The organism is Janthinobacterium sp. J1-1 (assembly GCF_030944405.1).
In the GTDB taxonomy this organism is placed as follows: domain Bacteria; phylum Pseudomonadota; class Gammaproteobacteria; order Burkholderiales; family Burkholderiaceae_D; genus Janthinobacterium.
Window position 1 is genome coordinate 6161454 of record NZ_CP132339.1, and the last position, 26197, is coordinate 6187650.

At 64.5% G+C, this 26197-nt stretch carries 20 protein-coding genes; 3 read left to right on the forward strand and 17 right to left on the reverse strand.

What is annotated here, in order from left to right:
* Positions 1-93: 93 nt before the first annotated feature.
* The 8 genes from Q8L25_RS28095 to Q8L25_RS28130 all read right to left on the reverse strand — a co-directional run bounded on the left by Q8L25_RS28095 (position 94) and on the right by Q8L25_RS28130 (position 11915).
* Complete coding sequence (locus tag Q8L25_RS28095; RefSeq protein ID WP_308922511.1) at positions 94-4329, reverse strand: two-component regulator propeller domain-containing protein; 4236 nt, start codon at positions 4327-4329, stop codon at positions 94-96.
* Between the two features lie 74 nt (positions 4330-4403).
* Positions 4404-5576 (reverse strand): patatin-like phospholipase family protein, encoded by a 1173-nt coding sequence (locus Q8L25_RS28100; RefSeq protein ID WP_308922512.1) that lies wholly within the window; start codon positions 5574-5576, stop codon positions 4404-4406.
* Between the two features lie 43 nt (positions 5577-5619).
* A complete protein-coding gene (ggt, locus tag Q8L25_RS28105) occupies positions 5620-7395 on the reverse strand; it encodes a gamma-glutamyltransferase (RefSeq protein ID WP_308922513.1) in 1776 nt (591 codons plus the stop codon).
* A gap of 62 nt (positions 7396-7457) precedes the next feature.
* Positions 7458-8216: a 3-hydroxyacyl-CoA dehydrogenase gene (locus tag Q8L25_RS28110; RefSeq protein WP_308922514.1), complete on the reverse strand. Its 759-nt coding sequence runs from the start codon at positions 8214-8216 to the stop codon at positions 7458-7460.
* A 123-nt stretch (positions 8217-8339) separates the two neighbouring features.
* The gene (locus Q8L25_RS28115) at positions 8340-8681 is read right to left on the reverse strand and encodes an SMR family transporter (protein WP_308922515.1); all 342 of its coding nucleotides are present in this window, start codon (positions 8679-8681) and stop codon (positions 8340-8342) included.
* Positions 8682-8703: 22 nt separating this feature from the next.
* The gene (locus tag Q8L25_RS28120) at positions 8704-10137 is read right to left on the reverse strand and encodes a UbiA family prenyltransferase (RefSeq protein ID WP_308922516.1); all 1434 of its coding nucleotides are present in this window, start codon (positions 10135-10137) and stop codon (positions 8704-8706) included.
* Positions 10134-11384: a hypothetical protein gene (locus Q8L25_RS28125; RefSeq protein ID WP_308922517.1), complete on the reverse strand. Its 1251-nt coding sequence runs from the start codon at positions 11382-11384 to the stop codon at positions 10134-10136. Before Q8L25_RS28125 ends, Q8L25_RS28120 begins: the two co-directional genes overlap by 4 nt.
* A gap of 111 nt (positions 11385-11495) precedes the next feature.
* Positions 11496-11915, reverse strand: coding sequence for a hypothetical protein (locus Q8L25_RS28130; RefSeq protein WP_308922518.1), 420 nt, complete (start codon positions 11913-11915; stop codon positions 11496-11498).
* A gap of 299 nt (positions 11916-12214) precedes the next feature.
* On the opposite strand from Q8L25_RS28130, the gene Q8L25_RS28135 reads away from it, so the two are divergent.
* The gene (locus Q8L25_RS28135; protein WP_308922519.1) at positions 12215-14278 is read left to right on the forward strand and encodes a TonB-dependent receptor domain-containing protein; all 2064 of its coding nucleotides are present in this window, start codon (positions 12215-12217) and stop codon (positions 14276-14278) included.
* 129 nt (positions 14279-14407) lie between these two features.
* A complete protein-coding gene (locus Q8L25_RS28140) occupies positions 14408-14683 on the forward strand; it encodes a hypothetical protein (protein ID WP_308922520.1) in 276 nt (91 codons plus the stop codon).
* A 10-nt stretch (positions 14684-14693) separates the two neighbouring features.
* On the opposite strand, the gene Q8L25_RS28145 is transcribed toward Q8L25_RS28140, so the two are convergent.
* The 8 genes from Q8L25_RS28145 to Q8L25_RS28180 all read right to left on the reverse strand — a co-directional run bounded on the left by Q8L25_RS28145 (position 14694) and on the right by Q8L25_RS28180 (position 22225).
* Positions 14694-16814 carry a sodium-translocating pyrophosphatase gene (locus Q8L25_RS28145; RefSeq protein ID WP_308922521.1) on the reverse strand — a complete coding sequence of 707 codons (2121 nt, stop codon included), beginning with the start codon at positions 16812-16814 and terminating at the stop codon, positions 14694-14696.
* Positions 16815-16974: 160 nt separating this feature from the next.
* Positions 16975-17631 (reverse strand): adenylate kinase, encoded by a 657-nt coding sequence (adk, locus tag Q8L25_RS28150; RefSeq protein ID WP_308922522.1) that lies wholly within the window; start codon positions 17629-17631, stop codon positions 16975-16977.
* 239 nt (positions 17632-17870) lie between these two features.
* Entirely contained in the window at positions 17871-18626 is a 756-nt protein-coding gene (gene kdsB / locus Q8L25_RS28155) for a 3-deoxy-manno-octulosonate cytidylyltransferase (RefSeq protein WP_308922523.1), read from the reverse strand.
* Between the two features lie 3 nt (positions 18627-18629).
* Entirely contained in the window at positions 18630-18806 is a 177-nt protein-coding gene (locus Q8L25_RS28160) for a Trm112 family protein (RefSeq protein WP_082988760.1), read from the reverse strand.
* On the reverse strand, positions 18787-19839 hold the full coding sequence (gene lpxK / locus Q8L25_RS28165; protein WP_308922524.1) for a tetraacyldisaccharide 4'-kinase: 1053 nt from the start codon (positions 19837-19839) through the stop codon (positions 18787-18789). The genes Q8L25_RS28160 and lpxK overlap by 20 nt, the downstream gene beginning before the upstream one ends.
* A 118-nt stretch (positions 19840-19957) precedes the next feature.
* Positions 19958-20401 carry a biopolymer transporter ExbD gene (locus Q8L25_RS28170; RefSeq protein WP_308922525.1) on the reverse strand — a complete coding sequence of 148 codons (444 nt, stop codon included), beginning with the start codon at positions 20399-20401 and terminating at the stop codon, positions 19958-19960.
* The gene (locus Q8L25_RS28175) at positions 20398-21000 is read right to left on the reverse strand and encodes a MotA/TolQ/ExbB proton channel family protein (RefSeq protein WP_308922526.1); all 603 of its coding nucleotides are present in this window, start codon (positions 20998-21000) and stop codon (positions 20398-20400) included. Before Q8L25_RS28175 ends, Q8L25_RS28170 begins: the two co-directional genes overlap by 4 nt.
* A 985-nt stretch (positions 21001-21985) precedes the next feature.
* The gene (locus Q8L25_RS28180; RefSeq protein ID WP_308922527.1) at positions 21986-22225 is read right to left on the reverse strand and encodes a hypothetical protein; all 240 of its coding nucleotides are present in this window, start codon (positions 22223-22225) and stop codon (positions 21986-21988) included.
* Positions 22226-22291: 66 nt separating this feature from the next.
* Between Q8L25_RS28180 and xseA the strand changes: the two genes are divergently transcribed.
* The gene (gene xseA, locus Q8L25_RS28185; RefSeq protein WP_308922528.1) at positions 22292-23653 is read left to right on the forward strand and encodes an exodeoxyribonuclease VII large subunit; all 1362 of its coding nucleotides are present in this window, start codon (positions 22292-22294) and stop codon (positions 23651-23653) included.
* A 60-nt stretch (positions 23654-23713) separates the two neighbouring features.
* Here xseA and Q8L25_RS28190 read toward each other — a convergent pair whose 3' ends face one another.
* Positions 23714-26179, reverse strand: coding sequence for a TonB-dependent receptor domain-containing protein (locus Q8L25_RS28190; RefSeq protein ID WP_308922529.1), 2466 nt, complete (start codon positions 26177-26179; stop codon positions 23714-23716).
* Positions 26180-26197 lie beyond the last annotated feature (18 nt).

Consider the following 26197-nt stretch of genomic DNA (forward strand, 5'->3'; position numbering starts at 1 on the left):
CCGCCTCCCTCACTGGCGCCTGCAGCGCGCCTGGACCTTATTCTACCGAACTTCGCCGCCGGCGCCGCACCAATTGTCTTTTATATACCGGCCTCACCTTGCGCCGATGTCGGCCAGCAAGGCGTGCAGGCGCGGCAGCTCCAGCGCCACGCGCGCCCAGTGTCCGCCATCGGCCGCCTCTTCCAGTTCGGTGCACAGCAGGTGCAGGGCGGCTTCGTCGAGATAGGCGGCGCTGCCCTTGAAACCATGCAGCAGGCGCCCGGCACCATCGCTGTCGCGCGCGGCCATGGCCGCATCGAGTTCGGCCAGCCGGCCGGCCAGGTCCAGCGCAAAGGCGCTGCGCAGGCGGCGCTGCAAGTCCTCGCCACGCGCGCCCTGTCCCGCCGCCAGGCCGGCGGCGGCCGGCGCCACGCCGAACAGCGCATCGAGTTCGGCCTGGCCGCGCGCCAGCATGCGGGGCGGCTCGGATGGCAGGCACGGCAGCAGATGGCCGCGCGCCAGCTGGCGCTCGATCGCGCGCCCCAGCAGGCAATGCAGCGCCGTCTCGTCGATCGGCTTGCTGAGGAAGTCGTCCATGCCGGCGCCCAGGTAGCGGCTGCGGTCTTCCTCGCTGGCGTTGGCCGTCAGTGCGACGATCATCACCTGCTGGTCGCAGACCGGCTGGTCCGGCAGGCCGCCGGCGCGGATCAGGCGCGTGGCCGTGGCGCCGTCCATCTCGGGCATGCGCCCGTCCATCAGCACCAGGTCGTAGCGCGTCTGGGTGCAGGCGGCCACCGCCAGCGCGCCGTTGGCGACCACGTCGACCCGGTGCCCGAGGTCTTCCAGCATCACGCGGATGATGATCTGGTTGGTCGGGAAATCCTCGGCGCACAGCACGCGCAGCTGGTGGCTGTGCGGCGCCAGCGCCACCTGCGGCGCCAGCGGCGGCGCCACGCCGTCGGCCAGCGGCACGGTAAACATGAAGGTGCTGCCCTGCCCCGGTGCGCTGGCCACGGCGATCTCGCCGCCCATCAGCTCGACCAGCTGGCGGCAGATCGCCAGGCCCAGCCCCGTGCCGCCATAGCGGCGCGTGGTGCTGGCGTCGGCCTGCTCGAATTTCTGGAACAGGCGCTCCATCGCATCGGCCTCGATGCCGATGCCGCTGTCGCTGACGGTGAAGCGGATCAGGTTGACCTGGCCCGTGCCATGGCCGGCCGGCGCCGGCGCCAGGCCGGCCCGCTCGACGCGCACGCGCACGCCGCCGCGCTGGGTGAACTTGAAGGCGTTGCCGACCAGGTTGACCAGCACCTGGCGCAGGCGCGTCGGGTCGCCCACCACGAAGTCGGGCAGATCTGGCGCCAGGTCGATGGCAAAGCCGATGCTGCGCGCGGCCGCCTGCTCCTCGAACAGGCTGACCACGTTTTCGATGGCCGCGCCGAGCGCGAAGTCGATGTTTTCCGTGGACAGCTTGCCCGCTTCGATCTTGGAGAAATCGAGCAGGTCGTTGATGATCGCCAGCAGCGACTGGGCATTGGCCTGGCCGCGCAGGATCTGTTCGCGCGTCGCCGCATGCAGCTGGCTGTCGCGCAGGGCAAAGCCCAGCATGCCGATCACGCCGGCCAGCGGGGTGCGCATCTCGTGGCTCATGTTGGCCAGGAATTCCGATTTCTGGCGCGTCGCGTCTTCCGCCTTGCGCTTGGCCAGGCGCAGGCTTTCCTCGTTCTGCGTCAGGCTGGCATTGGCCAGCGCCAGCTCGTCGGCCTGGGCCCGCACCTCGATTTCCTTGCCTTGCAGTTCGCGGTTTTTTTGCGATACTTCGGCCGTGCGCGCGCTGACCAGTTTTTCCAGCCTGGCCTGCTGGCGCCGCACCGTGCGCATGCGCTGGCGGTAGGCGCCGTAGATGGCGCCCAGCAGCAGCGCCAGGGCCAGGCTGCGGAACCACCAGGTCTTCCACATCGGCGGCAGGATGGTGATGGCCAGGGTGGTGCCGGCCTCGTTCCAGATGCCGTCCTTGTTGGCCGCCTTGACGCGGAACACGTATTCGCCCGGATCGAGATTGGTGTAGGTGGCAAAGCGCCGGCCGGCGTCCGTCATGACCCAGTCCTGGTCGAAGCCTTCGAGCCGGTAGGCGAACATATTGCGCTGCGGCGCGGCGAAATGCAGGGCCGCGAACTCCAGCGAAAACACGCTGTCGCGGCTGGTCAGGGTCAGGCTGCGCGCATGGTTGATGGCCGTGCGCAGCAGGTGGGCAAACTCGCCGCGCCCCACCGCCACCGGCTTGTTGAAGACCTGCAGCTCGGTGATGGCCACCAGCGGCGGCACGCGGTTGTCGTGGATCTCGGCCGGCACGAAGGCCGTCATGCCGTTGAAGCCGCCGAAGTACATGGTGCCGTCATCGGCGCGCAGCGCGGCGCCGTCGAAGTACGACCCCTCGGCGGTGCCGTCGGCGCTGTCGTAATTGCGGAACTGCCCGCTGCGCATGTCGAGCCGGGTGATGCCGCTGTTGGTGCTCAGCCACAGCTGGTCGCGGTCGTCGCCGAGGATGCTGGCGATCGCATCGTCGGCCATGCCGTCCTTGCGCAGGAAGCGGCGAAAGCGGATGTCGCCCTGCTGGTCGACATCCATGCGGTTCAGGCCATTGGCCGTGCCGACCCACAGCACGCCGCGCTTGTCTTCATGCAGGTAATGCACTTCGTCGTGGCTGAGGCTGGACGCGTCCTTCGCATCGTGGCGGTAATGGCGGAAGGTGCCGCTGGCGCGGTCGAACAGGTCCAGGCCGTGGAAGGTGCCTATCCACAGCCGGCCCTGGCGGTCTTCCAGCACCGGGCGCACGGTATTGTCGGACAGGCTGTCGGGATTGGCCGGATCGTGACGGTAGGTGGTGAACTTGCCGCTGGCGGGATCGAAACGGTGCACGCCGCCGCGCGTCGAGACCCACAGCATGCCGCTGCGCTCGCCCGCCACGTTGCGGATGGTGTTGCTGTTCGGGTCGCCGACGCCGAAGCGGGTGGTGGAAAAGCGCCGCGTGGCCAGGTCGAAGCGGTGCAGGCCCGAGCTGCCGCCCACCCACAGCGCGCCATCGCCGCGCCCATACAGCGACGTGACCTGCTCGTCGCGCGACACGCCGGGCGTGGACTGGAAACCGAACAGCTCGGTGGTGCCGTCGCGCGTGTCATACAGCTTCAGGCCACGGCTGGTGGCCAGCCACAGCTTGCCGTCGCCCGCGTCGGCCAGCGCGCGCACTTTTTTATCGGCCAGCGCGGCCGTGTCGTCGGGCGCACGCACCATGCGCGAAAAGCCGCCGCTGCCCAGGTCGACCCGGCTCACGCCGTTGTACCAGGTGCCCACCCACAAGGTGCCGGCGCGGTCGCGGAACAGGGAGGCAAGCTGGTTGTCGGCCACGCTGACCTTGTCGCCCGTCTGGTGGCGGAACTGCAAGAAAGTGTCGCTCTTGCGCTGCCAGCGCAGCAGGCCGTCGGCATTGCTGCCCAGCCAGACGGTGCCCTCGACGTCCTGGTACAGGCTCGCCACGCGCAGGGCCGAAAATCCCTGCTGCGGTCCCAGGCGCTGGCGCAGGACGGGCGGCTGGCCCTTGGCGCCCAGGCGCCAGCGCTCGGCGCCGGCGCGCGTGCCGATCCACAGGTTCTGCTCGCGGTCGACCATCAGCGCATGGATCAAATTGTATTTCGAGGCCGGCGACGGATCGATCATGAAGTGCTCGAAGCGCGCGCTGCCCGCCCGGTCCGCCTGGCCGGGCGCCAGCATGTCGAGTCCCGTCACCGTGCCGATCCACAGGCGGCCTTCGGCGTCGAGCGCCAGGCTCTTGATTTCGTTGTCGACCAGGCTGTCGGGATTGTCCGCCTCATGGTGCCAGCTGCGGAAGGCGCCGCTGGCGCGGTCGAAATGCTGCAGGCCGTCATTGGTGGCGATCCAGAATCCCTGCGCGCCATCGTCGAGGATGGCGTTGACATGACGGCTGCCGTTGCCGCGCTTGCCCTTGCCCTGGGGGCGGTAGTGGATGAAGGTCTGGCTGGCCGAATCGAAACGGTCCAGGCCATTGTCGGTGCCGACCCACAACTGGCCGTCGCGGTCGACATGCAGCACGCCGACCCAGTTGTCGGTCAGGCTGCTGGCGTCGCCTTCGATATTCTTGTAGACCACCACCCGGTAGCCGTCGAAGCGGCTCAGGCCCGACTGGCTGCCGAACCACATGAAACCCTGCGCGTCCTGGGCGATCGCCAGCACCGATTCCTGCGCCAGGCCGTGTTCGACGCTGAGCTGGTCGAAGCGCAAGGTGCGCGCCGGCGCCGCCTGCGCCGCCTGCGCCCAGGCGCCCACCAGCAGGCTCAAACACCACGCTACAGCCCATACCCGTCGAAATACCCGCACGATCGTCCAGTCAAAAAAAACGCGCCACTTGCGCGTCAGGCGGCGAAAAACGCCAGTACATCGTCTTTGCGGGCCTGCGTGTCGCGCTGTCCAAGACGAATCAGCTCGTTAGTATACGTCGATTCGAACAGTAAATACGACGCCAGCGCCGCCCCCCTCGCTTCGGCCGCGCCGATGCCCGACAACATGGTGCGTATCGGCCGCGGCAGGCTGCCGATATGGCGGCTGGCGATGGCGTCGAGGCGCTCGGACGGCGCGATCACCAGCAGTTCCACCGGCCGCAAGGCGGTTTTGCCCAGCAATTCGGGCGGCAGCATCGACAAGGTGAGGTTGATGCGGTTCAGGCGTTCGATGTCGACCGCCAGGCCGTCGAGGAAGATCGACGACAGCGCATGGCCGGCGATCTGCGCCAGGCTCGGGTAGCGCGCCGATTCGGCCTTGCTGGGCGCCGGCTCCGTCATGCGCCCGGCGCCCACCACCAGCACCTTGTTCGCGCCCAGGTGGATGGCCGGCGAAATCGGCGCCAGCTGGCGCATCGACCCGTCGCCGCAATACTCGCGCTGGCCGCCGATAAACAAGGGCACGGCGGGAAAGATGAAGGGAATCGCGGCCGACGCCAGCAGGTGCTCGACGCCGATCTGCTCCTGCAGCGCCAGGCGCTGGGTACGCACCCACGGCGCGATCTCGGCGCCGGTCTGGTAGAACGTCATGTGCCGGCTGCCCGAATACGACGATGCGGTGACGGCCAGCGCATGCAGGCGGCCATCGGCCAGCGCCGCGTCCAGGCGCGGCAGGTCGAGCATGCGGTGCAGCAGGCTGACCAGCGGGGTATTGTCGAGCAGCGAAGTCGGTGGCGAAGCATGCCATTGGCGCAACAGCCAGCCAAACGACAACAAGGAGAGCCAGCGCGCGCCCGAGCGGATCACGCCCAGCGAATCGGCGCGGTAGACCTGCTCGACCTCGATATGCTGCCACACGTCGAGCAGCTTTTGCACGCCTTCGCCGAAATGGTCGGCGCGGCAGGCCAGCGCGGTGGCGTTGATGGCGCCGGCCGAGGTGCCGCAGATGATGTCGAAGGGGTTGCGCTCGGGCGCCCATCCCGCTTCCAGCAGGATCGCCGAAATCGATTGCAGCACCCCCACCTGGTAGGCCGCGCGCGCCCCGCCGCCGCTCAGTATCAAGCCTGTTTTATTGTTTTCCGTTCCCATGCCGGCAGATTAGCAGGGTCAAGATGCTTTGTGGAATTTTATCTCAGTCACCCCGGACCATGCCTTCGCGTCGCGGATCGGCACCACCGAACCAGAAATCCTGGCCGTGCGCGTTCAGGCGCATGATGCCCTGCAGGCCGGAATTCTGCTCGCTCACGCGCACCTCGTGGCCCATTGCGCGCAGCGCATCGACTTGCGCGGCCGGGATGCGGCCCTGTTCCAGCTCGGTCGGGCCGTTGCGGCTGCCGAAGTTCGGCAGGCTGATCGCCTGCTGCACGTTCAGGCCCCAGTCCATGGTGGCGACCAGTACCTTGGCCACGTAATTGATGATGGACGAGCCGCCCGGCGAGCCGGTGGCCAGCATCAGTTTCTGCGTGCCTTTTTCAAACACCAGGGTCGGCGACATGGCGCTGCGCGGGCGCTTGCCCGCTTCGACCCGGTTGGCGATGGGGCCGTTCGCATCGCGCGCATCGAACGAGAAATCGGTCAACTGGTTATTCAGCAGGAAGCCGTCGACCATCTGGCGCGCGCCAAACGCGTCTTCCACGCTGGTGGTCATCGACAGGCCACCGCCGAACGCATCGACCGCCACCAGGTGCGAGGTGGACGGGCGCTGCAAGGCGTTGTCCTGGCCCCACGCCACCTGCATGCCCGGTGGCGTGCCGGCCACGGCGCGGCCCATCGAGCGCTCGCCGATCAGCGCGGCGCGCTGCGCCAGGTAGCCTTTGTCGAGCAGCGCGGCAATGCCGGCGCCCGGCAGTGGCACGAAGTCGGTATCGGCCACATAGCGGTTGCGGTCAGCATACGCCAGGCGCCCCGCCTCCGTGAACAGATGGATGGCGCGCGCGTCGGGCACGCCGTCGACGGGCGGATACGCGCCGATGTCTTTCGTTTCCAGCATGCCCAGCATCTGCGCGATCGCGATGCCGCCCGACGACGGCGGCGGCATGCCGCAGACGGTCCAGGCCTTGTAGTCGCTGCAGACCGGCTCGCGCACCCTGGCGCGGTAGCCGGCGATATCGTGCGCCGTCAGCTTGCCCGGATTGCCAGGGTGCGAGGCCACCTTGGCGGCGATATCGCGCGTGATGCGTCCGTTATAAAAGGCGTCGGCGCCGCCACGGGCGATCTCGCGCAGGGTACGCGCCAAGGCAGGGTTTTTGAGCACATGGCCGACCGGCCAGGGCTGGCCATCTTTATCATAGAAATAGGCGGCGGCGACCGGGTCGCGTTTCAGGGCCTGGTCCCATGTCAGCAGGCCGTTAAGGCGCTGGCTGACCGGAAAGCCACCCTGCGACAGCTGGATGGCCGGGCCGAACAGGGTGGCCCAGGCCAGCTTGCCGTGTTCCTTGTGCGCCAGTTCCAGCATGCGCAGCACGCCGGGCGCGCCCACGGAACGCCCGCCGACCACGCCGGTGGCGCGCGACACGGGGCTGCCGTCGGGATTCTGGAACAGGGTGTCGTCGGCGGCGGCCGGCGCCGTTTCACGCCCGTCAAACGCCTGCACCTGCTTGCCGTCGGCGTACAGCAGAAAGGCGCCGCCGCCGATGCCCGACGATTGCGGCTCGACCAGGGTCAGCACCAGCTGGGTGGCGATGGCCGCGTCGATCGCGCTGCCGCCCTGCTTGAGCATGCGGTAGCCGGCGTCGGCCGCCAGCGGATTGGCGGCCGCCACCATGAACTTCTGCGCCGCCCAGCCCGGCTTTTCCGCATACGCGGTGGCGATCTCGGGCGCCTTTGGCGGCACTTCGGCAACAGCAGGGCCGGCGCACAAGGCCCCCAACAATACAAAAGGCAGGACCAGCGGCTTGAAACTGTTCATGGAGACTCCGATAACAAACACGGAGGTATCCTACAGCAATAGACCAGCCGGCAAGTTACCGCTTATTTTGGCTGCATGCGAATCGCGCCATCGAGGCGGATCGTTTCGCCATTGAGCATGACGTTTTCGACAATCGCTTTCACCAGCTGCGCGTACTCGCCCGGCTTGCCCAGGCGCGAAGGGAACGGCACCATCTTGCCCAGCGCATCCTGCACTTCGGCCGGCATGCCGAGCAGCATCGGTGTTTCGAAAATGCCGGGCGCCACCGTCATCACGCGGATGCCGCTGCGCGACAGGTCGCGCGCCATCGGCAGGGTCAGGCCCGCCACCGCCGCCTTGGACGAGGCGTACGCGGCCTGGCCGATCTGGCCGTCAAAGGCCGCCACCGAGGCCGTATTGATGATGATGCCGCGCTCGCCTTCCGCCGTGGCGTCCAGCTTGCCCATGGCGTCGGCCGCCAGCCGGCACATATTGAAGGTGCCCACCAGGTTGATATTGACCACCTTCTGGAACAGCGCCAGCGGATGCGGGCCGTCCTTGCCGACGGTTTTCACGGCCGGTGCCACGCCGGCGCAGTTGACCAGGCCACGCAGGGTACCGAGCGCGGTCGCCGCCGCCACCACCGCCAGGCCGTCTTCTTCCGAGGTGACGTCGCAGCGCACGAACACACCGTTCAATTCGGCCGCCAGCGCCTGGCCCGCTTCGACCTGCACGTCGGCCAGCACGACCTTGCCGCCGGCAGCGGTCAGCATGCGCGCCGTGGCCGCGCCCAGTCCCGAGGCGCCGCCGGTGATGATGAATACATTGTCCTGAATTTGCATGAAGTCTCCTGATAGGTTTGATGATCGCATCGACCTTTACGTTTACGTAAACGTCATGTCAGCGCCAATTGTAGCCATTTTTTGCGCCGTGACCAGCATTACCGTCGGGCTGGCCAGGAAAAATCAGCGCGACAGCATGAAAGCGCCCGCCGTGATCAAGATGATGCCGGCCATTTTCGGCAGCGTCAGCGCCTCGTTCAGCACCACGCAGCCCAGCACGGTAACGAGGGCCATGGTGATGGCCGTCATGGCCGGATAGGCCAGGCTGATCTGCAGTTTTTCCAGCGCCACCGCATAGCAGATAAAGCCCAGGGCGTAGGCGCCGCCGGCGCCGCCCAGCCAGGCCAGGCGCTGCAGGTCGATGCCGCTGCCATGCTGGCTGGACAGCTTGATCAACAAGGTGGCGGCGGCGCTGGCGACGGCGGCCAGCGCGCACCATAGATATCCTGCGTAAACAGTATTCATGAGTGATCAGTCAGGTGAGTGCTTACAGGCTGGCGCCGACGGCCAGTGCCAGACAGGCGGCGATAATCGCCAGGCTGGTGCGATCCTTGCTGACATACAGCACCGGATCTTCATTGACCTGGCCACGAAACGACAAGGTCCACAGGCGTCCCAGCCAGAATACCAGCAGGGGCACGATGCCCAGCAATAAGTATGGGCGCGCATACAGCACCAGGATATTCTGCGAATTGAAGTACAACATGAAGACCAGCAGCGCGATAAAGCCGCTGTTGATGCCCATGATGCCAATCGGAATTTTATCGCTGGTGCTGTAGCTGCGCCCGCGCGTCTTTTGCTTGCCCTGGCGTTCCAGGTTGAACAGTTCGCTGTAGCGCTTGAGCAAGGCCAGGCTGAGGAAAATGAAAAAGGAGAACGCCAGCAACCAGAACGACGGCTCGATATGGGTCGCCGCGCCGCCGCCGAGGATGCGCAGTGTGTACAGCATGGCCAGGGTGACGATGTCGACCATCAGCAGGCGTTTCAGCAGCATCGAGTAAGCCAGGGTGCTGGCAAAATAGATCGCCACTACCAGCAGCAGCCGCGGATCAAACAGCGCGCACAGCAGCAGCGCGGCCAGCGCCAGCAGCGGGCTGGCCAGCATGGCGACGGATAGCGGCAAGCTGCCGGCGGCGATCGGCCGCAGGCATTTGACGGGATGGCGCCGGTCATCGGGCGCATCGAGGGCGTCATTGAGCAGGTAGGCGCTCGAGGCGCACAGGGAAAAGGCGGCAAACGCCACCAGCGATTGCACCAGGGTATCGAGGTTCAGCGCATGGCCGGCCAGCATCGGCACGAATACCAGCAGGTTTTTCAGCCACTGGCGCGGCCGCATGGCCTTGAGCAGGGGCACGACCCAGCCGCCGCGCGGCGTGCCGGCCGAACGCGTGCGCCAGCCGCTGGCCAGGCGAAATGGCTTGCGCGTGACGGAAAACGCATCGTTGCTGGCATTCCAGACCGCGATATCGACGCTGGCGTTGCCGATATAGTCGAAACCCCTGGCGCCGTAGACGGCCGTCAGTTGCCTGGCCTTGTGGTGCGAAGTGAGGTTGACGCCGCCTTCGGTGGCCAGCACATGGCCGAACAGGCCCAGATGGGCGGCAATCAGGTCGGCGAAACGGCGCTGCGCGCCCGTCGCCAGCACGATCAGCCGGCCTTGCGCCTGCTGCCGCGCCAGGTCGGCCAGCAGGACCCTGTCGTAGGGCAAGGCCTCAGGATCAAGCTCGACCGAGGAAGCCATTTTTTCCTTGAAACCGGCCTTGCCCAGCAACAGCCAGAAAGGCAAGCGCCACGCCTGGAAAAAATACGACTTGATGAAGAGCAGGATCGATTCCCACAGCAGGTCGGAATGAATCAGCGTGCCGTCGAGATCGACCACCAGCGGCACATTGGCGGTCTTGCGCACCCGGTGCTGGCTCATGCCTTGCCTTCCGGCGTGCCTGCCAGGAAGGTGGCCGCGCGCCAGCCGCCGCCACCGGCCGGCAAGCGGACGGCGGCGGCGCCCAGGCGGGCATTCAGCGCACACAGCATCAATGCCATGGCGACCGGAATAAAGGCGTCGAACTGGCGCGACTCGTTGAATTGCCCCACCACCGCCGTCATCACGAACAGACAAGGCAGGATGATGACGCAGCGGCGCAGCAATGCCGGCGCATGGCGCCAGCCGGTGGCGGCCAGCGCATACCACAGCAGCAAGGGGCCCAGGCTGTACAGCAGCAGGCGCGGCTCGTCCTGCAGCAAGTGCAGATTGAACATCAGCTTGCCGCCTTCCCAGGCCTGCTGCGCCGGCAGCAGAGAAAACAGCAGCAGGCGCACCAGGCCATACAGGGCCAGTTGCACGGCAAGCAAGCCGGCCAGCGTGCGCCAGGGCATGGTGCCGAGCAACATGACGGCGCTGGTCACGATCAGGAACAGCGTGATCTCATGATTGAAGGTGCCCACCGCCAGCATCAGCAGATAAGGCAGCCATTCGCGCCGCAACAAATGGTAGAGGCAGAAGGCAAACACGAAGATGATGCCGATATCATAAAAGGTGTAGTAATTGAGGGTCGGCGCCCACATGCACAGCGCCAGCGCCTGGCCGACAAAGGCCAGGTCGCTGCGGATGAACAGGCCGGCCAGGCGGCGTACCGCCCACAGCATCAGCACCACGGCCAGCAGCTGCGACCAGAGATAGCTCTGGATGACGCCCAGTTGCGGCATGGCGTATTGCATCAGCTGCGCCGGGAAAATGAACAGCACGCGATGCTGGAACGGCGGCCGGCCCTCATACGCCATGATCTGGTCGATCCGGTACCAGCTTTCCTCGGTGCCGAAGTACGCCAGGAAGCCGAGGAAGGCCGCCGCATACAGGGCGAAGATCAGGTAATCGAGCCAGTCGCTGCCCGGCCCGGGCGGCCGCCTCAGGCGATGCAGGGCCAGCGCGGCAGTCGCGGTAAAGACCAGCCACAACATCAGACCAAAGGCCAGCAGCGTGTGCAGCTTGTCGAGGTAAAAATCGAGGGGATGCCTGCCGGCGTGCGACAGCAAGCGGTTCAGGGCCGGCAGCGAGTGGCCCTGGTAGGCCTGGTCCAGCAACGCGGCGCCGCCCAGGAAGGACGCGGCCAGCAGCACCGCCACGCACAGGGAGAAAAACAGGAAGTGCCAGCGAAGGCGGTCGAGATTCATGGAGTATGCCGGGCGGTTGTGTATCGCGAGATTATAAAATTTGCATTTTAATTGTCTCATGATATACACAAACAAACAATAAAATTGCCCGGTGTCGTACTTGAACCTCCTTTAAAAACACTGCAGGAAAGCACCGTTGCGATGGCAGACGCGGCCATTCGCATCGAGGGTGGCGTTGCCGACGCCGCCGTCGTGGCGCATGCCCGAGGCATCGCGGCAGCCGCCGCTGTCGCAGGAATTGACTGGCAGCGGCATGCTGGGCACCGGCGCGTGCGTGGCTGGCGGCACGGTTTGAGCATGGATCACGGGCGGCGGCATCCGGGTGGCCGGCATGCGGCCGATCACCTGCGGCACGGCGCGCCGCGCCGCTACCGGCGGCGCGGTGGCGCAGGGCTCGACGGCAAGTTTCGTGTTGTCTTGCGGATCGAGACGGCAGACGGGCAGCGGTTCGGCCGGCGCCTGGGCCGCCTGCTGGCCGCCGGCCCAGGCGGCGCTACCGGCGAACAACAACAGTAATAGCGAGGATTTCATACGGTACTCCCGCAAGCGCGCATGCCTGCATTATTGGCCTGGATGGCGGCAGATACCAGCCAAGGTAACGCTTTTTTACGTTTGCCGGCGCGGGCCTGCCTGCTGCCGTACGAAATGGCAGCATATGAAAACCTGCAACGTCGTTTTTATTTTTTTACATGCACTTTCTTTCTTGCCAGCTTGGCATTACAATGTGAACGATTCTTATTCGCATTCATTGAATGCGGCAATATCTCATCCCTCGATCTCCGAGCCACCCGCAGGCAGCCAGGAATAACCCCCTCCTGGAAAGTTTGCATATGCTCAAGCGCAGTACCGTTTTGCCTTCCGCACGTTGTTCCGCACCTGCTCTCACCCTGCTGCCCTGCCTGCTGTCGCTGGCCGTCGGCAGCGCCTGGGCCGAAGGCGCACCCGCCGCCCTGGAGCCCACCTTGGCCACGGTGGTGGTCACCGCCTCGGGCACGGCCATCGATATCAAGGATGCGCCGGCCAGCATCAGCGTCATCACGCGCGAGGAAATCGAACGCCAGCCGGTGATCGACCTGAACACCCTGCTGCGCCGCATCCCCGGCGTGACGGGCGGCACCAGCCCGGTCGGCGAAGAGTCGAAAATCAAGCTGCGCGGCCTGCCCGACAAATACACCCTGATCCTGGTCGACGGCAAGCGCATGGGCAGTTCGGCCGACACCGCCTACCGCCCCGACCTGGGACGCCAGGACCTGAACTGGATTTCGCCCGAGATGATCGAGCGCATCGAGGTGGTGCGCGGCCCCATGTCCTCGCTGTACGGTTCGGATGCGATGGGCGGCGTGATCAATATCATCACGCGCAAGGTGCCGGGGAAATGGAACGGTTCGGCCACCGCCAACTACATCGAACCGCAGGACAGCGGCCGCGGCGCGGCGCACCAGCTGGGCCTGAACCTGGCCGGCCCGCTGTCGGACACCATCGGCATGCGCATCGGTGTGGCGCAATCGAAACAGAACGCGGACGAAAAAATCGTCAGGAACGCGGGCGGCATCGGCGGCGAGCGCAACCAGAGCATCACGGGCCAGCTGAACTGGGCCCTGAACAAGCAACACAGCCTGTCGCTGGACGCCAGTTACGGCCGCCAGGAAGCGAGCGATTCGCCCGCGCTGGACGCCGACGGCGAGCCGCTGTTCTATGCCTGGGGCGCCAGCAAGCTGATACGCAAGAGCATCAGCCTCGGCTATGAAGGCAAGCTGGAGTTCGGCAAGGCGCGGGTCAATCTGTACCACAACGACTACGACAACCAGGTCACCGGCGTGGTTGCAAAATCGAAGGACAGCACGCTCGACGCCACCCTGGAGAAACGCTTGGGCTGGGGTGTCGAGCAGTTGCTGGTAATGGGCGGCCAGTGGAAGCACCAGCAACTGACCAATACCGACACCATCGGCACCATTCCGCTGGACTACCTGGGCAATCCGGTGACGGGCGCCTCCCTGTCGGGCACCACCTCGGCGCTGTTCGCCGAAGACCAGCTGTTCCTGCGTGACGACCTGACGGCCACGGCCGGCCTGCGGCTCGATCACCACAGCAAGTTCGGCAACCACTACAGCCCGCGCCTGTACCTGGTATACCACCCGCTTCCTGCCTGGACCGTCAAGGGCGGCGTGTCGCAAGGCTTTCGCGCCCCCAGCCTGAAGGAAAACTCGCCGTCGGCGGCCACCAATTCGGGCGGGCGCGGCTGCACCAGCCTGCGTCCGCTGGGCTATATCAGCGGTACCTGCTACATGGCCGGCAATGCCGAGTTGAAACCGGAAACCAGCACCGCCGGCGAAATCGGCGTGGCGTATGAAAACAGCGGCTGGGATATGGGCCTGACGTATTTCCACACCGACTTCAAGAACAAGATCGACTATGCGCCGCTGGGCAAGTTCCAGGGCATCTGGTGGACCCGCATGACGAATATCCAGAAGGCGCGCACCAGCGGCCTGGAAGCGACCCTGACGGCGCCATTGACGAAAAACCTCAGCTGGCGCAACAACCTCACCTACATGGCGGAAGCGAAAAACCTGACCACCGGCGTCAACCTGCTGGCAACGCCGAAAGTGTCGCTGTATTCCGCGCTGGGCTGGCAGCTGAACGACCAGTTGTACGCCGAAGTGTCGGCCCAATACACGGGCAAGGAACTCGATGCGCAAACGCGCGCGTCGACGTCGCGCAAGCCGAACCGGGCCTATACCATCGTCGACACGGTCGTGTCATACAAGCTGACGCCCAACTGGACCATGCGCGGCGGGGTGGAGAATCTGTTCAGGAAAGGTCCTGCCGCGGACGGCCTGGTCGAGTATTACGTGCCCAGCCGGCGCCTGTTCGCGGGCCTGACCTCGCGCTTCTGATCGCCATTGCGCCATGCAGCCTGCCCGACCCGGGTAGGCTGGCGCCAGCTGGGCTTGCAATATTCATGCAGGAACAATAATATTGCATTTGAGAATTACTTACCCATCTGGAAATACAATATGAATGTCATGCATGATCTGACAACCTATTACGGCTGGATACCGTTTCTTCTTTTTGCGGGCGTCTTTTTCCTGATTTACCGGCACAACGCCAGAAAGGCCAGCAAGAATTTTGACTGGTACAAGCGCCAGCACCCGCAATGCGTCAGGGATGGCCGCGTGAAATGCCACAAGTGCGGCAGCGGCCACATGGGTACCGAGCGCCTGATGAACCATTCCTACCTGCGCGGCCATATCTGCCGCCAGTGCGGCACCACGCTGTATTACTCGCGCGAGGGCCGCTGATCCGCCTGTTTTATTGCGCCGGCAGGGCGGGCGGCGTGGCCGGCGTCAGGATCGGCGGCTGGCTGGCCGTCACCGGCGCCGGCGCACTGACCGCCAGCCAGCCGGTGGCCGGCAGCAGCGGCACCAGCAGCAGCGCCACGATATTGATGATCTTGATCAGGGGATTGACGGCCGGGCCAGCCGTGTCCTTGTAGGGGTCGCCCACGGTATCGCCGGTCACGGCCGCCTTGTGCGCCTCGGACCCCTTGCCGCCGAAATGGCCATCCTCGATATATTTCTTGGCATTGTCCCAGGCGCCACCGCCGGTGGTCATGGAAATGGCCACGAACAGGCCGGTCACAATCGTCCCCATCAGCAGGCCGCCGAGCGCCGCCGGTCCCAGCAGCATGCCGACCACCACCGGCACCACCACTGGCAGTAAAGAAGGCACGATCATCTCGCGGATCGCCGAGGCCGTCAGCATGTCGACCGCCTTGTCGTATTCGGGCTTGGCCGTGCCTTCCATGATGCCCTTGATGTCGCGGAACTGGCGCCGCACTTCCACCACCACGGCGCCGGCCGCGCGGCCCACCGCTTCCATCGCCATCGCGCCGAACAGATACGGTATCAGGCCACCGATGAACAGCCCCACGATCACCATCGGGTTCGACAGGTCGAAGGTGATGTGCTGGCCCACCGATTCGAGCGCATGGGTGTAGTCGGCAAACAGCACCAGCGCGGCCAGGCCGGCCGAGCCGATGGCATAGCCCTTGGTGACGGCCTTGGTGGTATTGCCGACAGCGTCCAATGGGTCGGTAATCGCGCGCACCGAGTCGGGCAGGCCCGACATTTCCGCAATGCCGCCCGCGTTGTCGGTGATGGGGCCGTAGGCGTCGAGCGCGACGATAATGCCGGCCATCGACAGCATGGCGGTGGCCGCAATCGCGATGCCGTACAGGCCGGCCAGCTGGTACGACACCAAAATTGCGACGCAGACGGCCAGCACCGGATAGGCGGTCGACTTCATCGACACGCCCAGGCCGGCGATGATATTGGTGCCGTGGCCGGTGGTCGACGCTTCGGCGATATGGCGCACCGGCTTGAAATCGGTGCCCGTGTAGTACTCGGTGATATACACCATCAGCCCCGTCAGCACGATGCCGACCACGCTGGCTCCCATCATCTTGTAGCGCATCGCGTCGTCCGGCCACAGCAGCCAGGTGACCACCGCAAAGCCCACCAGCGACAGGCCGGCGGCCCACCACAGGCCCGTGTAGAGTGCCGACATGATTTTCTTGCCGGGCGCGGTCTTTACCATCGAGCAGCCGACGATCGACGCCAGGATGGACACCGCCCCCAGCAGCAGCGGATAGACGATGGCGGTGCGGGAGGCATCCCCAAGCAACAGGGCACCGAGCAGCATGGTGGCGATCAGGGTCACCACATAGGTTTCGAACAGGTCGGCCGCCATGCCGGCGCAGTCGCCCACGTTGTCGCCGACATTGTCGGCAATCACGGCCGGGTTGCGCGGATCGTCCTCGGGGATGCCCGCCTCCACCTTGCCGACCAGGTCCGCGCCCACGTCGGCGCCCTTGGTAAAGATGCCGCCGCCCAGCCGCGCGAAAATCGAGATCAGCGAGGCGCCGAAGGCCAGCCCGATCAACGGCTTGATCAGGTCATGCTGCGACAGGCCGGCCGCGCCGGTCGACGCCAGCAGCCAGTAGAACAGGGTCACGCCCAGGAGGCCCAGGCCGACCACCAGCATGCCGGTGATCGCGCCGCCCTTGAAGGCCACGTTCAGCGCCTGGTTGATGCCCAGGGTGGCCGCCTGCGCCGTGCGCACATTGGCGCGCACCGAGACGTTCATGCCGATAAAGCCGCAGGCGCCCGACAGCACGGCGCCGATCAGGAAACCCAGGGCCGTATGCACGCCCAGCAAGGCATAGATGGCGATCAGGAGCACCACGCCCACCAACGCGATGGTGCGGTACTGGCGCGCCAGGTAGGCGGCCGCGCCCTGCTGGATGGCCAGCGCGATTTCCTGCATGCGCGCGTTGCCCGGGTCCTGGCGCAGGATCCAGCTGCGCGAGAGCAAACCGTAAATGACTGCGACCACGCCGCAGGCCACCGCAAACCACAGACTGGCTGCCATATCGTCTCCTTCTGTTTTTATACGACGTTATTGCCTACAGCTGCGGGCGAGACCCGCAGCCAGGAAAACACGAGCTGCAAAAAAACACTGCTGAAACGGGATGGCAGCCATTGAAGCCAGATGAAAAAAGCGGACACTCGTGTCCGCTTTTTGTGCTGCCTTATTCCGCCAGGGCGGCAAATGCGCTGTCGCGGATCTGCTCGACCGGGCCGACGCCGGCGATGCGGCGGTATTTCGGTGCGCCCGGCAGGCCGGACTGCGCCCACTCGTTGTAATAGCCGAGCAGGACCTTGGTCTGGTTGTGGTACACGTCCAGGCGTTTTTTCACCGTTTCGGCCTTGTCGTCGTCGCGCTGTATCAGCGCTTCGCCGGTGACGTCATCGACGCCGTCGACCTTCGGCGGATTGAACTTGATGTGGTAGACGCGGCCCGAACCCGGGTGGCTGCGGCGGCCATCCATGCGCTCGATGATGGACTCGTCCGGCACGTCGATTTCCAGCACGTAGTCGACATTGATGCCGGCGTCTTTCATGGCGTCCGCTTGCGCGATGGTGCGCGGGAAGCCGTCGAACAGATAGCCATTGGCGCAATCGGCGTCCTGCAGGCGGTTCTTGACCAGGCCGATCATGATGTCGTCCGACACCAGGCCGCCCGCATCCATGACTTTTTTCGCAGCCAGGCCCAGTTCGGTGCCGGCCTTGATCGCCGCGCGCAGCATGTCGCCCGTGGAGATTTGCGGAATATTGTATTTTTCTTTGATGAAGTTAGCTTGGGTGCCCTTGCCGGCACCGGGTGCTCCTAACAGTATGAGACGCATTGAAGTTCCTAAAAAACAGATTTTGGATGGGTATGTGTAATTATTTTTAGATGGTGCAGTCTTGACTATCTTTCCCTACGAAACTTACCACAAAAAATCGCCGGAACGCCAGTTTGGTGTCGATTTGGCATGGGCCGATTGATCAAAGCCAGCAATTATGAAAGCTGGCGTTTGAAAATGTGGTATTTGTCGCAAACGCACAAATTATATTTGCGCGCCGACCGTTTTGCGGGTAATGCTTACGTAGTCTGGTAGTGCGCCCGCACCCGCGCCAGGTCTTGCGGCGTATCGACCCCGGCCGCCGGCGCAGTGTCCGTCACATGGACGGCAATCGCATGGCCGTGCCACAGCACGCGCAGTTGCTCCAGCGCTTCGATCTGTTCCAGCGGCGACGCTTCCAGCGTGGGATATTCCTGCAAAAAGGCATTGCTGTAGGCGTACAGGCCGATATGGCGCAGCGGCACGTAGCCTGGCGGTACGCTGTCACGCGACTGCGCAAAGCCGTCGCGGTGCCATGGGATCGTCGCACGCGAAAAGTACAGCGCGCGGCCGTGCCTGTCGAGCACCACCTTCACCACGTTCGGGTTGAAAGCGTCCGCCATGTCATGCAGCGGATGGGCGCAGGTGGCCATCGGCACCGTGGCGCCGATGCGCGCGGCGCAGGCGGCCAGCAGGGATGGATCGATCAGCGGTTCGTCGCCCTGCAGATTGACCACCACGGCATCCATCGGCAACGCCAGCGCGCGCGCCACTTCGGCGATGCGGTCGGTGCCCGACGGATGGTCGGCCCGCGTCATGCACGCCTCCACCCCATGCGCGGCGCAGGCGGCGCGGATGTCCTCATGGTCGGTGGCGACGATCACGCGCGAGGCGCCCGACAGCAGCGCCTGCTCGGCCACGCGCACCACCATCGGTTTGCCGCCCAGGTCGGCCAGCGGCTTGTCGGGCAGGCGCGTCGACGCCAGGCGGGCCGGAATGATGACGATGAACGACATCGCTTATTCCACGGCGTCTTGCAGGGTGCGCGCTTCGTCGGCCCACATGATGGGGATGCCGTCACGAATCGGATAGGCAAGGCGGTCAGGGCGGCAGATCAGTTCCTGCGCCTTTTTATCGTGTTCAAGCGGGCCCTTGCAAACAGGGCAGACCAGGATATCAAGCAGTCGAGCGTCCACGACATTTCTCCACAATTTGTTGGGCCAGCGCGCTGTCTATGTGGGCGCTGACCGGGACGACCCACAGTCTCGGGTCATCTTTGAGATATTCAATTTGCGCACATTTTACTGCATCCTTCTCGGTGATCAAGATCACATCCGTGTCGAGCGCGGCAAAGGGCTGGTCGAGGAAATCATGATGGTCGGGCAAGGGCAGCTCGTCGAAGCGCAATCCCGCGCCGCGCAGCATGCTGAAAAAGCGCTGCGGGTTGCCGATGCCGGCGGCCGCCACGATGCGCTGCCCCTTCGCCGCCAACTGTTCCAGCGGCACTTGTTCGCGACGGTCGGCCAGCCGTTCGGCCACGCCGCCGGCCAGGCGCATTTGCACCACCAGGCCCTTGCCGGGAGCGACGGTGGCGGCCAGCGCCGGTGCGATCTCGGCCGCGTTGATCACCGTCACGTCGCGGCGCCGGCGCGGCGGTTCGCGCAAGGGGCCGGCCGGCAGCAGCCAGCCATTGCCCACGCCACGGCCGTCGAACAGCACGATCTCCACGTCGCGTTTCAAGGCGTAATGCTGCAGGCCGTCGTCGGTGACCAGCACATCGACTTCCGGGTGCGCCGCCAGCAGCGCCCGGCCCGCTTGCGCGCGGTCGCGGCCCACCATCACCGGGCAGCCGCCGTGCTGGAAGATCAGCAGCGGCTCGTCGCCCACCTGCTGCGGCGTCGAGCTGGCGCTGACGGCGCGCGGCGCGCGGTCGGCGCTGCCATGGCCGCGCGAAATCACGCCCGGCCGCATGCCGGCCGCGCGCAAGGCCTGCACCAGCCAGATCGTCAGCGGCGTCTTGCCGGTGCCGCCGATAAAGATATTGCCGACCACGACGACGGGCACCGGCAGGCGTTCCGATTTCAGGAGATTGGCGCGGTACATGCCGCGCCGCACGGCGCTCATGGTGCCGAACAGCAGCGAGACGGGCCACAGGGCGCAGGCCAGCGGGCCGCGTTTGAGCCAGGCGCGGGTGAGTGTGGTTTCGAGCTGGGGGGAGGATGTGGGCATGAAGAAAAGCGTGAAAGTGGTGTAGGTCGGATTAGCTGTGCCGCCAGGCGCAGCGTAATCCGACATGTGCAGCCAACGGTGTTGTCGGGTTACGCCGTGCCGGCTAACCCGACCTACGTTATTTGGTTCCGCCAGCCTGCGCCGCAAAGGTCAGCTTTTCATAGCCGGCCAGGCGCGCCGCTTCCATCACGTGGATCACCATCTGGTGCATGGCGAGCTGGTCGGCGTTGACCACCACCACCGGCGTCTGCGCGGGCGGCTTGCCGCCATTGGCGGCCTTGGCGGCATCCTGCAACGCGTCGGCCAGGCCGGCCACGTCGCGGAACGACACCGGCTGCAGGTTGACCGTGTAGTTGCCCTTGGCGTCGATGGTGACGTCGATCTGCTGCGGCTTGTCCTTGGCCTGCTCGGCGTTGGCCGTCGGCAAGGTGATCTGCAGTTCCGTAAACTTGCTGTAGGTGGTGCTGACCATCAGGAAGATCAGGATCACCAGCAGCACGTCGATAAAGGGGATCAGATTGATTTCGGGGTCTTCCCTCCCCTTGCCTTTACGAAAGTTCATTGGCGGCCACTGTGGACGAGGTCGACGAACTTGACCGCCTGCTGCTCCATGTCGATGACAAAACTGTCGACCAGGGCGCGGAAGTGGCGGTAGAAGATCAGCGCCGGCATGGCGATCGCCAGGCCGAATGCGGTGTTATACAGGGCCACGGAAATGCCGTGCGACAAGGCCGAGTTCGAGGCGGTGGCACCCGGCGAAGCAAAGATCTCGATCATGCCGATCACCGTGCCGAACAGGCCCATCAGCGGCGCCAGGGTGGCGATCGTGCCCAGGGTGGTGAGGAAGCGTTCCAGCGTGTGCGCCACGCCGCTGCCGGCTTCCTCGATCGATTCCTTCATCACCTCGCGCGGCGCGTCGACATTGCGCAGCGCGGCGGCCAGCACCACGCCCAGCGGCGAATTGGCTTCCAGCTTGGCGATCGTGTCAGGGGTAATCTTGCCGCCGCGATACACCTGCACCACTTCATCGAACAGCTTGCGCGGCAGGATGCGCGGACGGCGCAGGTACAGCAATCGCTCGATGATCAGGGCCAGCGCGACGATGGAAGCGATCAACAACAGCCAGACAGGCCAGCCGGCGGCTTGGAATATAGCGAGCAAAGGAACTCCCGGAATAATGAAAAGGCGAAACGCCTACGACGAATGGCGCAATGTAGCGCGTTGCAGCGCCGGCGGCAAGTGGTGCTCGCCGCATCCCCGCCAGCCACCCGGGCGGCACGTCACCGACCAACTGCTCGGGTTTTGCACAATTTGTGTGGATAAGATTGTGCGCAAGCCATTCCAATTAAATGCAAGCAATTGATTTCATTGACTATTTTACCCATGCGCAAAATACAGGCACGGCAACTGTTCACAGCGTTTCAATATAAAAAAAGCAAATAAATCAAAGTTCTGCACATTTACTGTGGACAAGATTGTGCGCAAAGGCCGCAATTACCATCAAGCCATTGATTTCAAAGGGAAAGTTTTCCATGCACAAAAATGTGGCAGATCCTGACACCAAAGGCCAATTCATCAGCAATAAGTTCTGCACACAATCTGTGGACAAGATTGTGTGCAAGCACAAAAATAGAAGCCAAGTACTTTGATTTATATCGTTTTTATGTCGCTGATTAAAATTCAGGCAGACGGCAGAAAGGCCGGTTTTGGCGGCCTGAAAAGGAGGATAAGCTGCCGTTTTCCACACGCAAGGCAGTTCCACACAAAAAATGTGGATAAGATTGTGAGCAAGCGTCTTGACTCCATACAAGTACATTGATTTTAAAGGATTTTTTATGACTGCTCAAAAATAGTGCAGTCAATTTCCACTGTGCAACGGCAAAAAATTGCCATCTGCATGAAAACGATTTATCCAGTTCTCCCCATATTCTGTGGATAAGATTGTGCGCAAGCCGATGGCCCTGTTTTTATGTCCTTGTTTTGTAAGACTATTCTTACATTGCGCAAAAAGCAGGCAGGAACAAACCAGCGGGCGCTGGTGGATAAAATGGGCAACGCGCCCAAGTTCTGCACATTTTTTGTGGATAAGATTGTGTGCAAGGCCAGGCATGGCAGTGCAAGCCCTTGATTTATAATGATTTTGTGTTCATGCGCAAAAATACGGCAGCGGCGCTTTTTCCATGCCGCAGTGGTATTTATCCCCAGCAAATAGTTCCGCACAATTTCTGTGGATAACTTTGTGCGTAAGTGCCGCCCGTATTGCTGATGTACTTGATCCATAAGGACTTTTTCCTGCTGCACGCAAATCAGGCATGGTTAAAACCACCATCAAATCAATGACTTGGAAATAAAACTTGTTGTTTTGCCTGATATATGACATAAGCATGACCTCGCCGATAATATGTGGACAGCTATCCTTTCTTCCACCTGTGGACCGCCCGATATGACCGACATGATGAACGACACTGCTCCAGACAGCGGCTTTGCCGCCCCGCCCGTGCTCACCGTGACAGCCCTGAATCAGGCCGTCGCGCGCCTGCTCGAGCGCTCGTTTCCGCTGACCTGGATCGCCGGCGAGATTTCCAACTTCACGCGCGCCAGTTCCGGCCACTGGTATTTCACGCTAAAGGATGACGCGGCCCAGGTGCGCGCCGTGATGTTCCGCGGCCGCGCCCAGTACGCCGGTTTCACGCCGCGCGAAGGCGACAAGGTCGAAGTGCGCGCCCTGGTCACCCTGTACGGCGCGCGCGGCGACTACCAGATCAATGTGGAGGCGATCCGCCGCGCCGGCGTGGGTGCCCTGTACGAAGCGTTCCAGCGCCTGAAAGACAAATTGTCGGCGCAAGGCCTGTTCGACGCGGAGCGCAAGCGCGCCATCCCGATGTTCGCGCGCACCATCGGCATCGTCACCAGCCCCCAGGCGGCGGCCCTGCGCGACGTGCTGACGGCCTTGCAGCGGCGCGCGCCGCACGTATCGATCATCCTGTATCCGACCCCGGTGCAGGGCCAGCAGGCGCCGGAAAAGATCGCGCAGGCCATCCGCACCGCCTCGCAGCGGACCGAATGCGACGTGCTGCTGGTGTGCCGTGGCGGCGGCAGCATCGAGGATTTATGGTCGTTCAACGACGAAGCCGTCGCCCACGCGATCGCCGACTGCAGCATGCCGGTGATCAGCGGCGTCGGACACGAAACGGATTTCACGATTGCCGACTTCGCGGCCGACCTGCGCGCCGCCACGCCGACGGCCGCCGCCGAACTGGCCGCCACGCCGCGCGCCGACTGGCTGGCCTCCCTGCGCGCCGACGCCACCGACCTGCGCCGCGCCATGCGCCGCCGCCTGGACGACGCGGCGCAGACCCTGGACCGCCACAGCCGCCGCCTGCTCAATCCGAAGGCGCAATTGCAGCAGCAGCGCCTGCAACTGCTGGCCCTGTCGACCGCCATGACGCACGCCACGCGCGCGCCGCTGAACCAGTCTATCCATGCGCTGGACCGCCTGCGCCACCGCTGGGCCGCCCTGCGCCCCGACGTGACGGTGCCGCGCGCCCGCCTGCTCGAGTCGCAGCGCAGAAGCGGCGCGGCCATGACGCAGCTGCTGGCGCGGCGCCGCCATCAGCTGGACGCGCTGGCGGCCCAGCTGGAACTGCTGAACCCCCAGCGCACCCTGGAGCGCGGCTACGCCATCGTGCGCGACGAAAAAGGCCATATCGTGCGCTCGCCGGCGCAACTGCAGGCGCGCCAGAATATCCATGTGCGGCTGGCCGAAGGCAGCGCCGAGGTCGGCATCGCCAGCGTGCAGACCACGCTGGAATAAAAAAGGCCGGGTGTCGCCACCCGGCCAAAACATGCTACTGGGACCTTCCTGCCCTGCTGCTTAAAACTTCATCGATACCCGTGCGCCAAACGTGCGCGGCGCGTTGTAGAAGGCGCCGTAGATCTGCTGCGTCGGCTGGCACGGCATGCCCACATCGGTGCAGATCTCGTTGACGTCGAGCTTGACCGCCTTGTCGGTGGCGTTCTGCACGAACGCTTCCACCGTATAGGCCTTGTTGACCGGCTGGTAGCGCAGGCTCAGGTCCAGGGTGGTGTAGGCTTCCTGGCGCTTGACGCCGGCGTGGCCCGGCACGTCGCCGTTGAACGCCCCCGCGCCCACATAGCTCATGGTTTCGTAATGCACCGATGCGCGCGGCGTCAGCTGGCCGCCGGCGACCGTGAAATCGTGCTCGTACTGCACCGTGGTGGAAAACTTCGGCGCGTGCTTCATGGTGCTGCCGCCCACGTTCACCAGCGGTGCCGTGCTGCCGCAAGCCTGGCCATTGGCGCGCGCCGCGTCGACGTCGCACGACATAAAATCGTCATACACGGCTTTCAGCCAGGTGGCGTTGCCGGTCAGGCGATCGACCGCCGTTGGCCGCCAGACCCATTCCGCCTCCAGGCCCTTGACGGTGGCGCCGGCCGCATTGAAGTTGGCCAGCACGCTGTTGACCACCTGCGATTCGAGCTTGTCCTTGTATTTCATCAAAAAGGCGTCGAGGTTCAGGGTCAGCTGGCGGTTCAGCAAATCGGACTTGAAACCGATTTCATAGCTGGTCAATTTTTCAGGCTTGGTGGTGGCGCCGCCGTCGCCGATGGCCGGCGAGTGGAAACCCGTGGTCACGGAACCGAACAGCAGGATATCGGGCCGCAGCTTGTACTCGATGCGGCCCAGCCAGGTGGCCTGGCCGTAGCGCAGGTCGGCCGAATTGTCGCCCGGCGTATTGCCGCAGGACGCCGCCGTGATCGCGCCGCCCGGCCCGATATTGTGCGTATTGGCCAGGCCTGTTCCCGGCTTGACCAGTTGCGCCAGCTGGTCGGGCGTGAGCACGGTGGTGCCCAGCGGCGTGTTGGCGGGCCAGTTCGGGCAAGCCCAGTTCTGGCCGCCGATATCGAATTTATGGTCCTTGGTATAGCGCGCGCCGGCCGTCAGCTTGATCTGATCCGTGACCTGCTGGCTGACCTGGCCGAACACGGCTTTCGATTTCAGCTGGCGGTTGCCCTGGATAAAGGACATCGACGAGGCATACTGGCCGACGGTCGGCTGCACGAAGATCACGGCGCCGTTGGCGATGTCCTGCTGCACCGCCGCCTGCGAGATCTGGCTGCGGTCGATATCGAAGCGCACCTTGTTCTTTTCATTGAACAGGAACACGCCGGCCACCCACTGGAACGGCGCCTCGTCGTCCGAGCGCGCCTGCAGCTCATGCGAATAACTGTCGAACTGCGCCCAGTCGGTGCGGTTTTCCGACTTGAAGCCGGGGAACAGGCCCGCGTCGGCATCGTTGCTGTTCTGGCGCTTGTAGCGGCTCCAGCTGCCCAGGTACGTGAAATCCAGCGAATCGGTCGGCTTGTAATTGAGCTTGCCCTTGTAGGTCAGGATCGACTGGTCCAGCGTGCCCGGAGTGTCGATCAGGGCCGAGCGCAGCTTTTCGCCCGGTTTCGGTTCGGCCGCCAAATAGACATTGCCGGAACCCTGGTCCAGGAAATAGTCGGCGATAAAGGTGCCGCGCAAGTGTGGCGTGATCTTCCACAGCAGGGACGCGCGCGCGCCCATCTGGTCGCCGGCGCCATACTTGGCCGCACCCGGCATCACGTTCGAGCCGCGGCGAAAGTCCACCGTGCCGTCGTGGCTGTCCTTGATGGCGGCGATCCGCAGGGCCACGTCGTCGGACAGCGGGATATTGATCATGCCCTGCGTCTGCAGGTGGCGATAGTCGCCCACGGTGATGCCGGCCGAGCCCATGAACTTGGTGGTATTCGGCGCGGCGGACACCAGGTTGACGGCGCCGGCGGTCGAATTGCGGCCGTTCAGGGTGCCCTGCGGGCCGCGCGCCACCTCCACGTGGCTGAGGTCATACATCAGCGCGGTGGCGCCCTGCGGACGTGGCGAATACACGCCGTCGACATAGAACGCCACGGCCGGGTCGCCCAGTTCCGTGTGGTTGGCCGAGCCCACGCCGCGCATGTAGACGTGCACGCCGCCCGAGTCGCCATGCTGCTCGACCACCAGGCTCGGTACCATGGTCGCCAGCGAGGCCAGGTCCTTGACCTGGTTGTTTTGCAGGGTGTCCTGGTTGAAGGCCGTGACGGCCAGCGGCGTGTCCTGCACAAAGGTATTGCGGCGCGTGGCCGTGACGACGATGCGGTCCATCTGGCCGGCCGCCGGCGCCGGTGCTTCCTTGGCCGCTTCTTCCACGGGCGTGGCCTGCTGCGCCATGGCGGCGCCGCTGCCCAACAGGATCAGCTGGGCGAATGTGACGTGGGCCAGGCTGCTGGCGATGGTGTTGCGTGCTGGTTGTTTCATGATGTGTCTCCTCTACCT

Excerpts from the sequence above, each read along its gene's own strand:
- Q8L25_RS28100 (WP_308922512.1), bottom strand. The coding sequence starts at position 5,576 with ATGGGAACGGAAAACAATAAAACAGGCTTGATACTGAGCGGCGGCGGG.
- ggt (WP_308922513.1), bottom strand. The coding sequence starts at position 7,395 with ATGAACAGTTTCAAGCCGCTGGTCCTGCCTTTTGTATTGTTGGGGGCC.
- Q8L25_RS28110 (WP_308922514.1), bottom strand. The coding sequence starts at position 8,216 with ATGCAAATTCAGGACAATGTATTCATCATCACCGGCGGCGCCTCGGGA.
- Q8L25_RS28115 (WP_308922515.1), bottom strand. The coding sequence starts at position 8,681 with ATGAATACTGTTTACGCAGGATATCTATGGTGCGCGCTGGCCGCCGTC.
- Q8L25_RS28120 (WP_308922516.1), bottom strand. The coding sequence starts at position 10,137 with ATGAGCCAGCACCGGGTGCGCAAGACCGCCAATGTGCCGCTGGTGGTC.
- Q8L25_RS28125 (WP_308922517.1), bottom strand. The coding sequence starts at position 11,384 with ATGAATCTCGACCGCCTTCGCTGGCACTTCCTGTTTTTCTCCCTGTGC.
- Q8L25_RS28130 (WP_308922518.1), bottom strand. The coding sequence starts at position 11,915 with ATGAAATCCTCGCTATTACTGTTGTTGTTCGCCGGTAGCGCCGCCTGG.
- Q8L25_RS28135 (WP_308922519.1), top strand. The coding sequence starts at position 12,215 with ATGCTCAAGCGCAGTACCGTTTTGCCTTCCGCACGTTGTTCCGCACCT.
- Q8L25_RS28140 (WP_308922520.1), top strand. The coding sequence starts at position 14,408 with ATGCATGATCTGACAACCTATTACGGCTGGATACCGTTTCTTCTTTTT.
- Q8L25_RS28145 (WP_308922521.1), bottom strand. The coding sequence starts at position 16,814 with ATGGCAGCCAGTCTGTGGTTTGCGGTGGCCTGCGGCGTGGTCGCAGTC.
- adk (WP_308922522.1), bottom strand. The coding sequence starts at position 17,631 with ATGCGTCTCATACTGTTAGGAGCACCCGGTGCCGGCAAGGGCACCCAA.
- kdsB (WP_308922523.1), bottom strand. The coding sequence starts at position 18,626 with ATGTCGTTCATCGTCATCATTCCGGCCCGCCTGGCGTCGACGCGCCTG.
- lpxK (WP_308922524.1), bottom strand. The coding sequence starts at position 19,839 with ATGCCCACATCCTCCCCCCAGCTCGAAACCACACTCACCCGCGCCTGG.
- Q8L25_RS28170 (WP_308922525.1), bottom strand. The coding sequence starts at position 20,401 with ATGAACTTTCGTAAAGGCAAGGGGAGGGAAGACCCCGAAATCAATCTG.
- Q8L25_RS28180 (WP_308922527.1), bottom strand. The coding sequence starts at position 22,225 with ATGCTTATGTCATATATCAGGCAAAACAACAAGTTTTATTTCCAAGTC.
- xseA (WP_308922528.1), top strand. The coding sequence starts at position 22,292 with ATGATGAACGACACTGCTCCAGACAGCGGCTTTGCCGCCCCGCCCGTG.
- Q8L25_RS28190 (WP_308922529.1), bottom strand. The coding sequence starts at position 26,179 with ATGAAACAACCAGCACGCAACACCATCGCCAGCAGCCTGGCCCACGTC.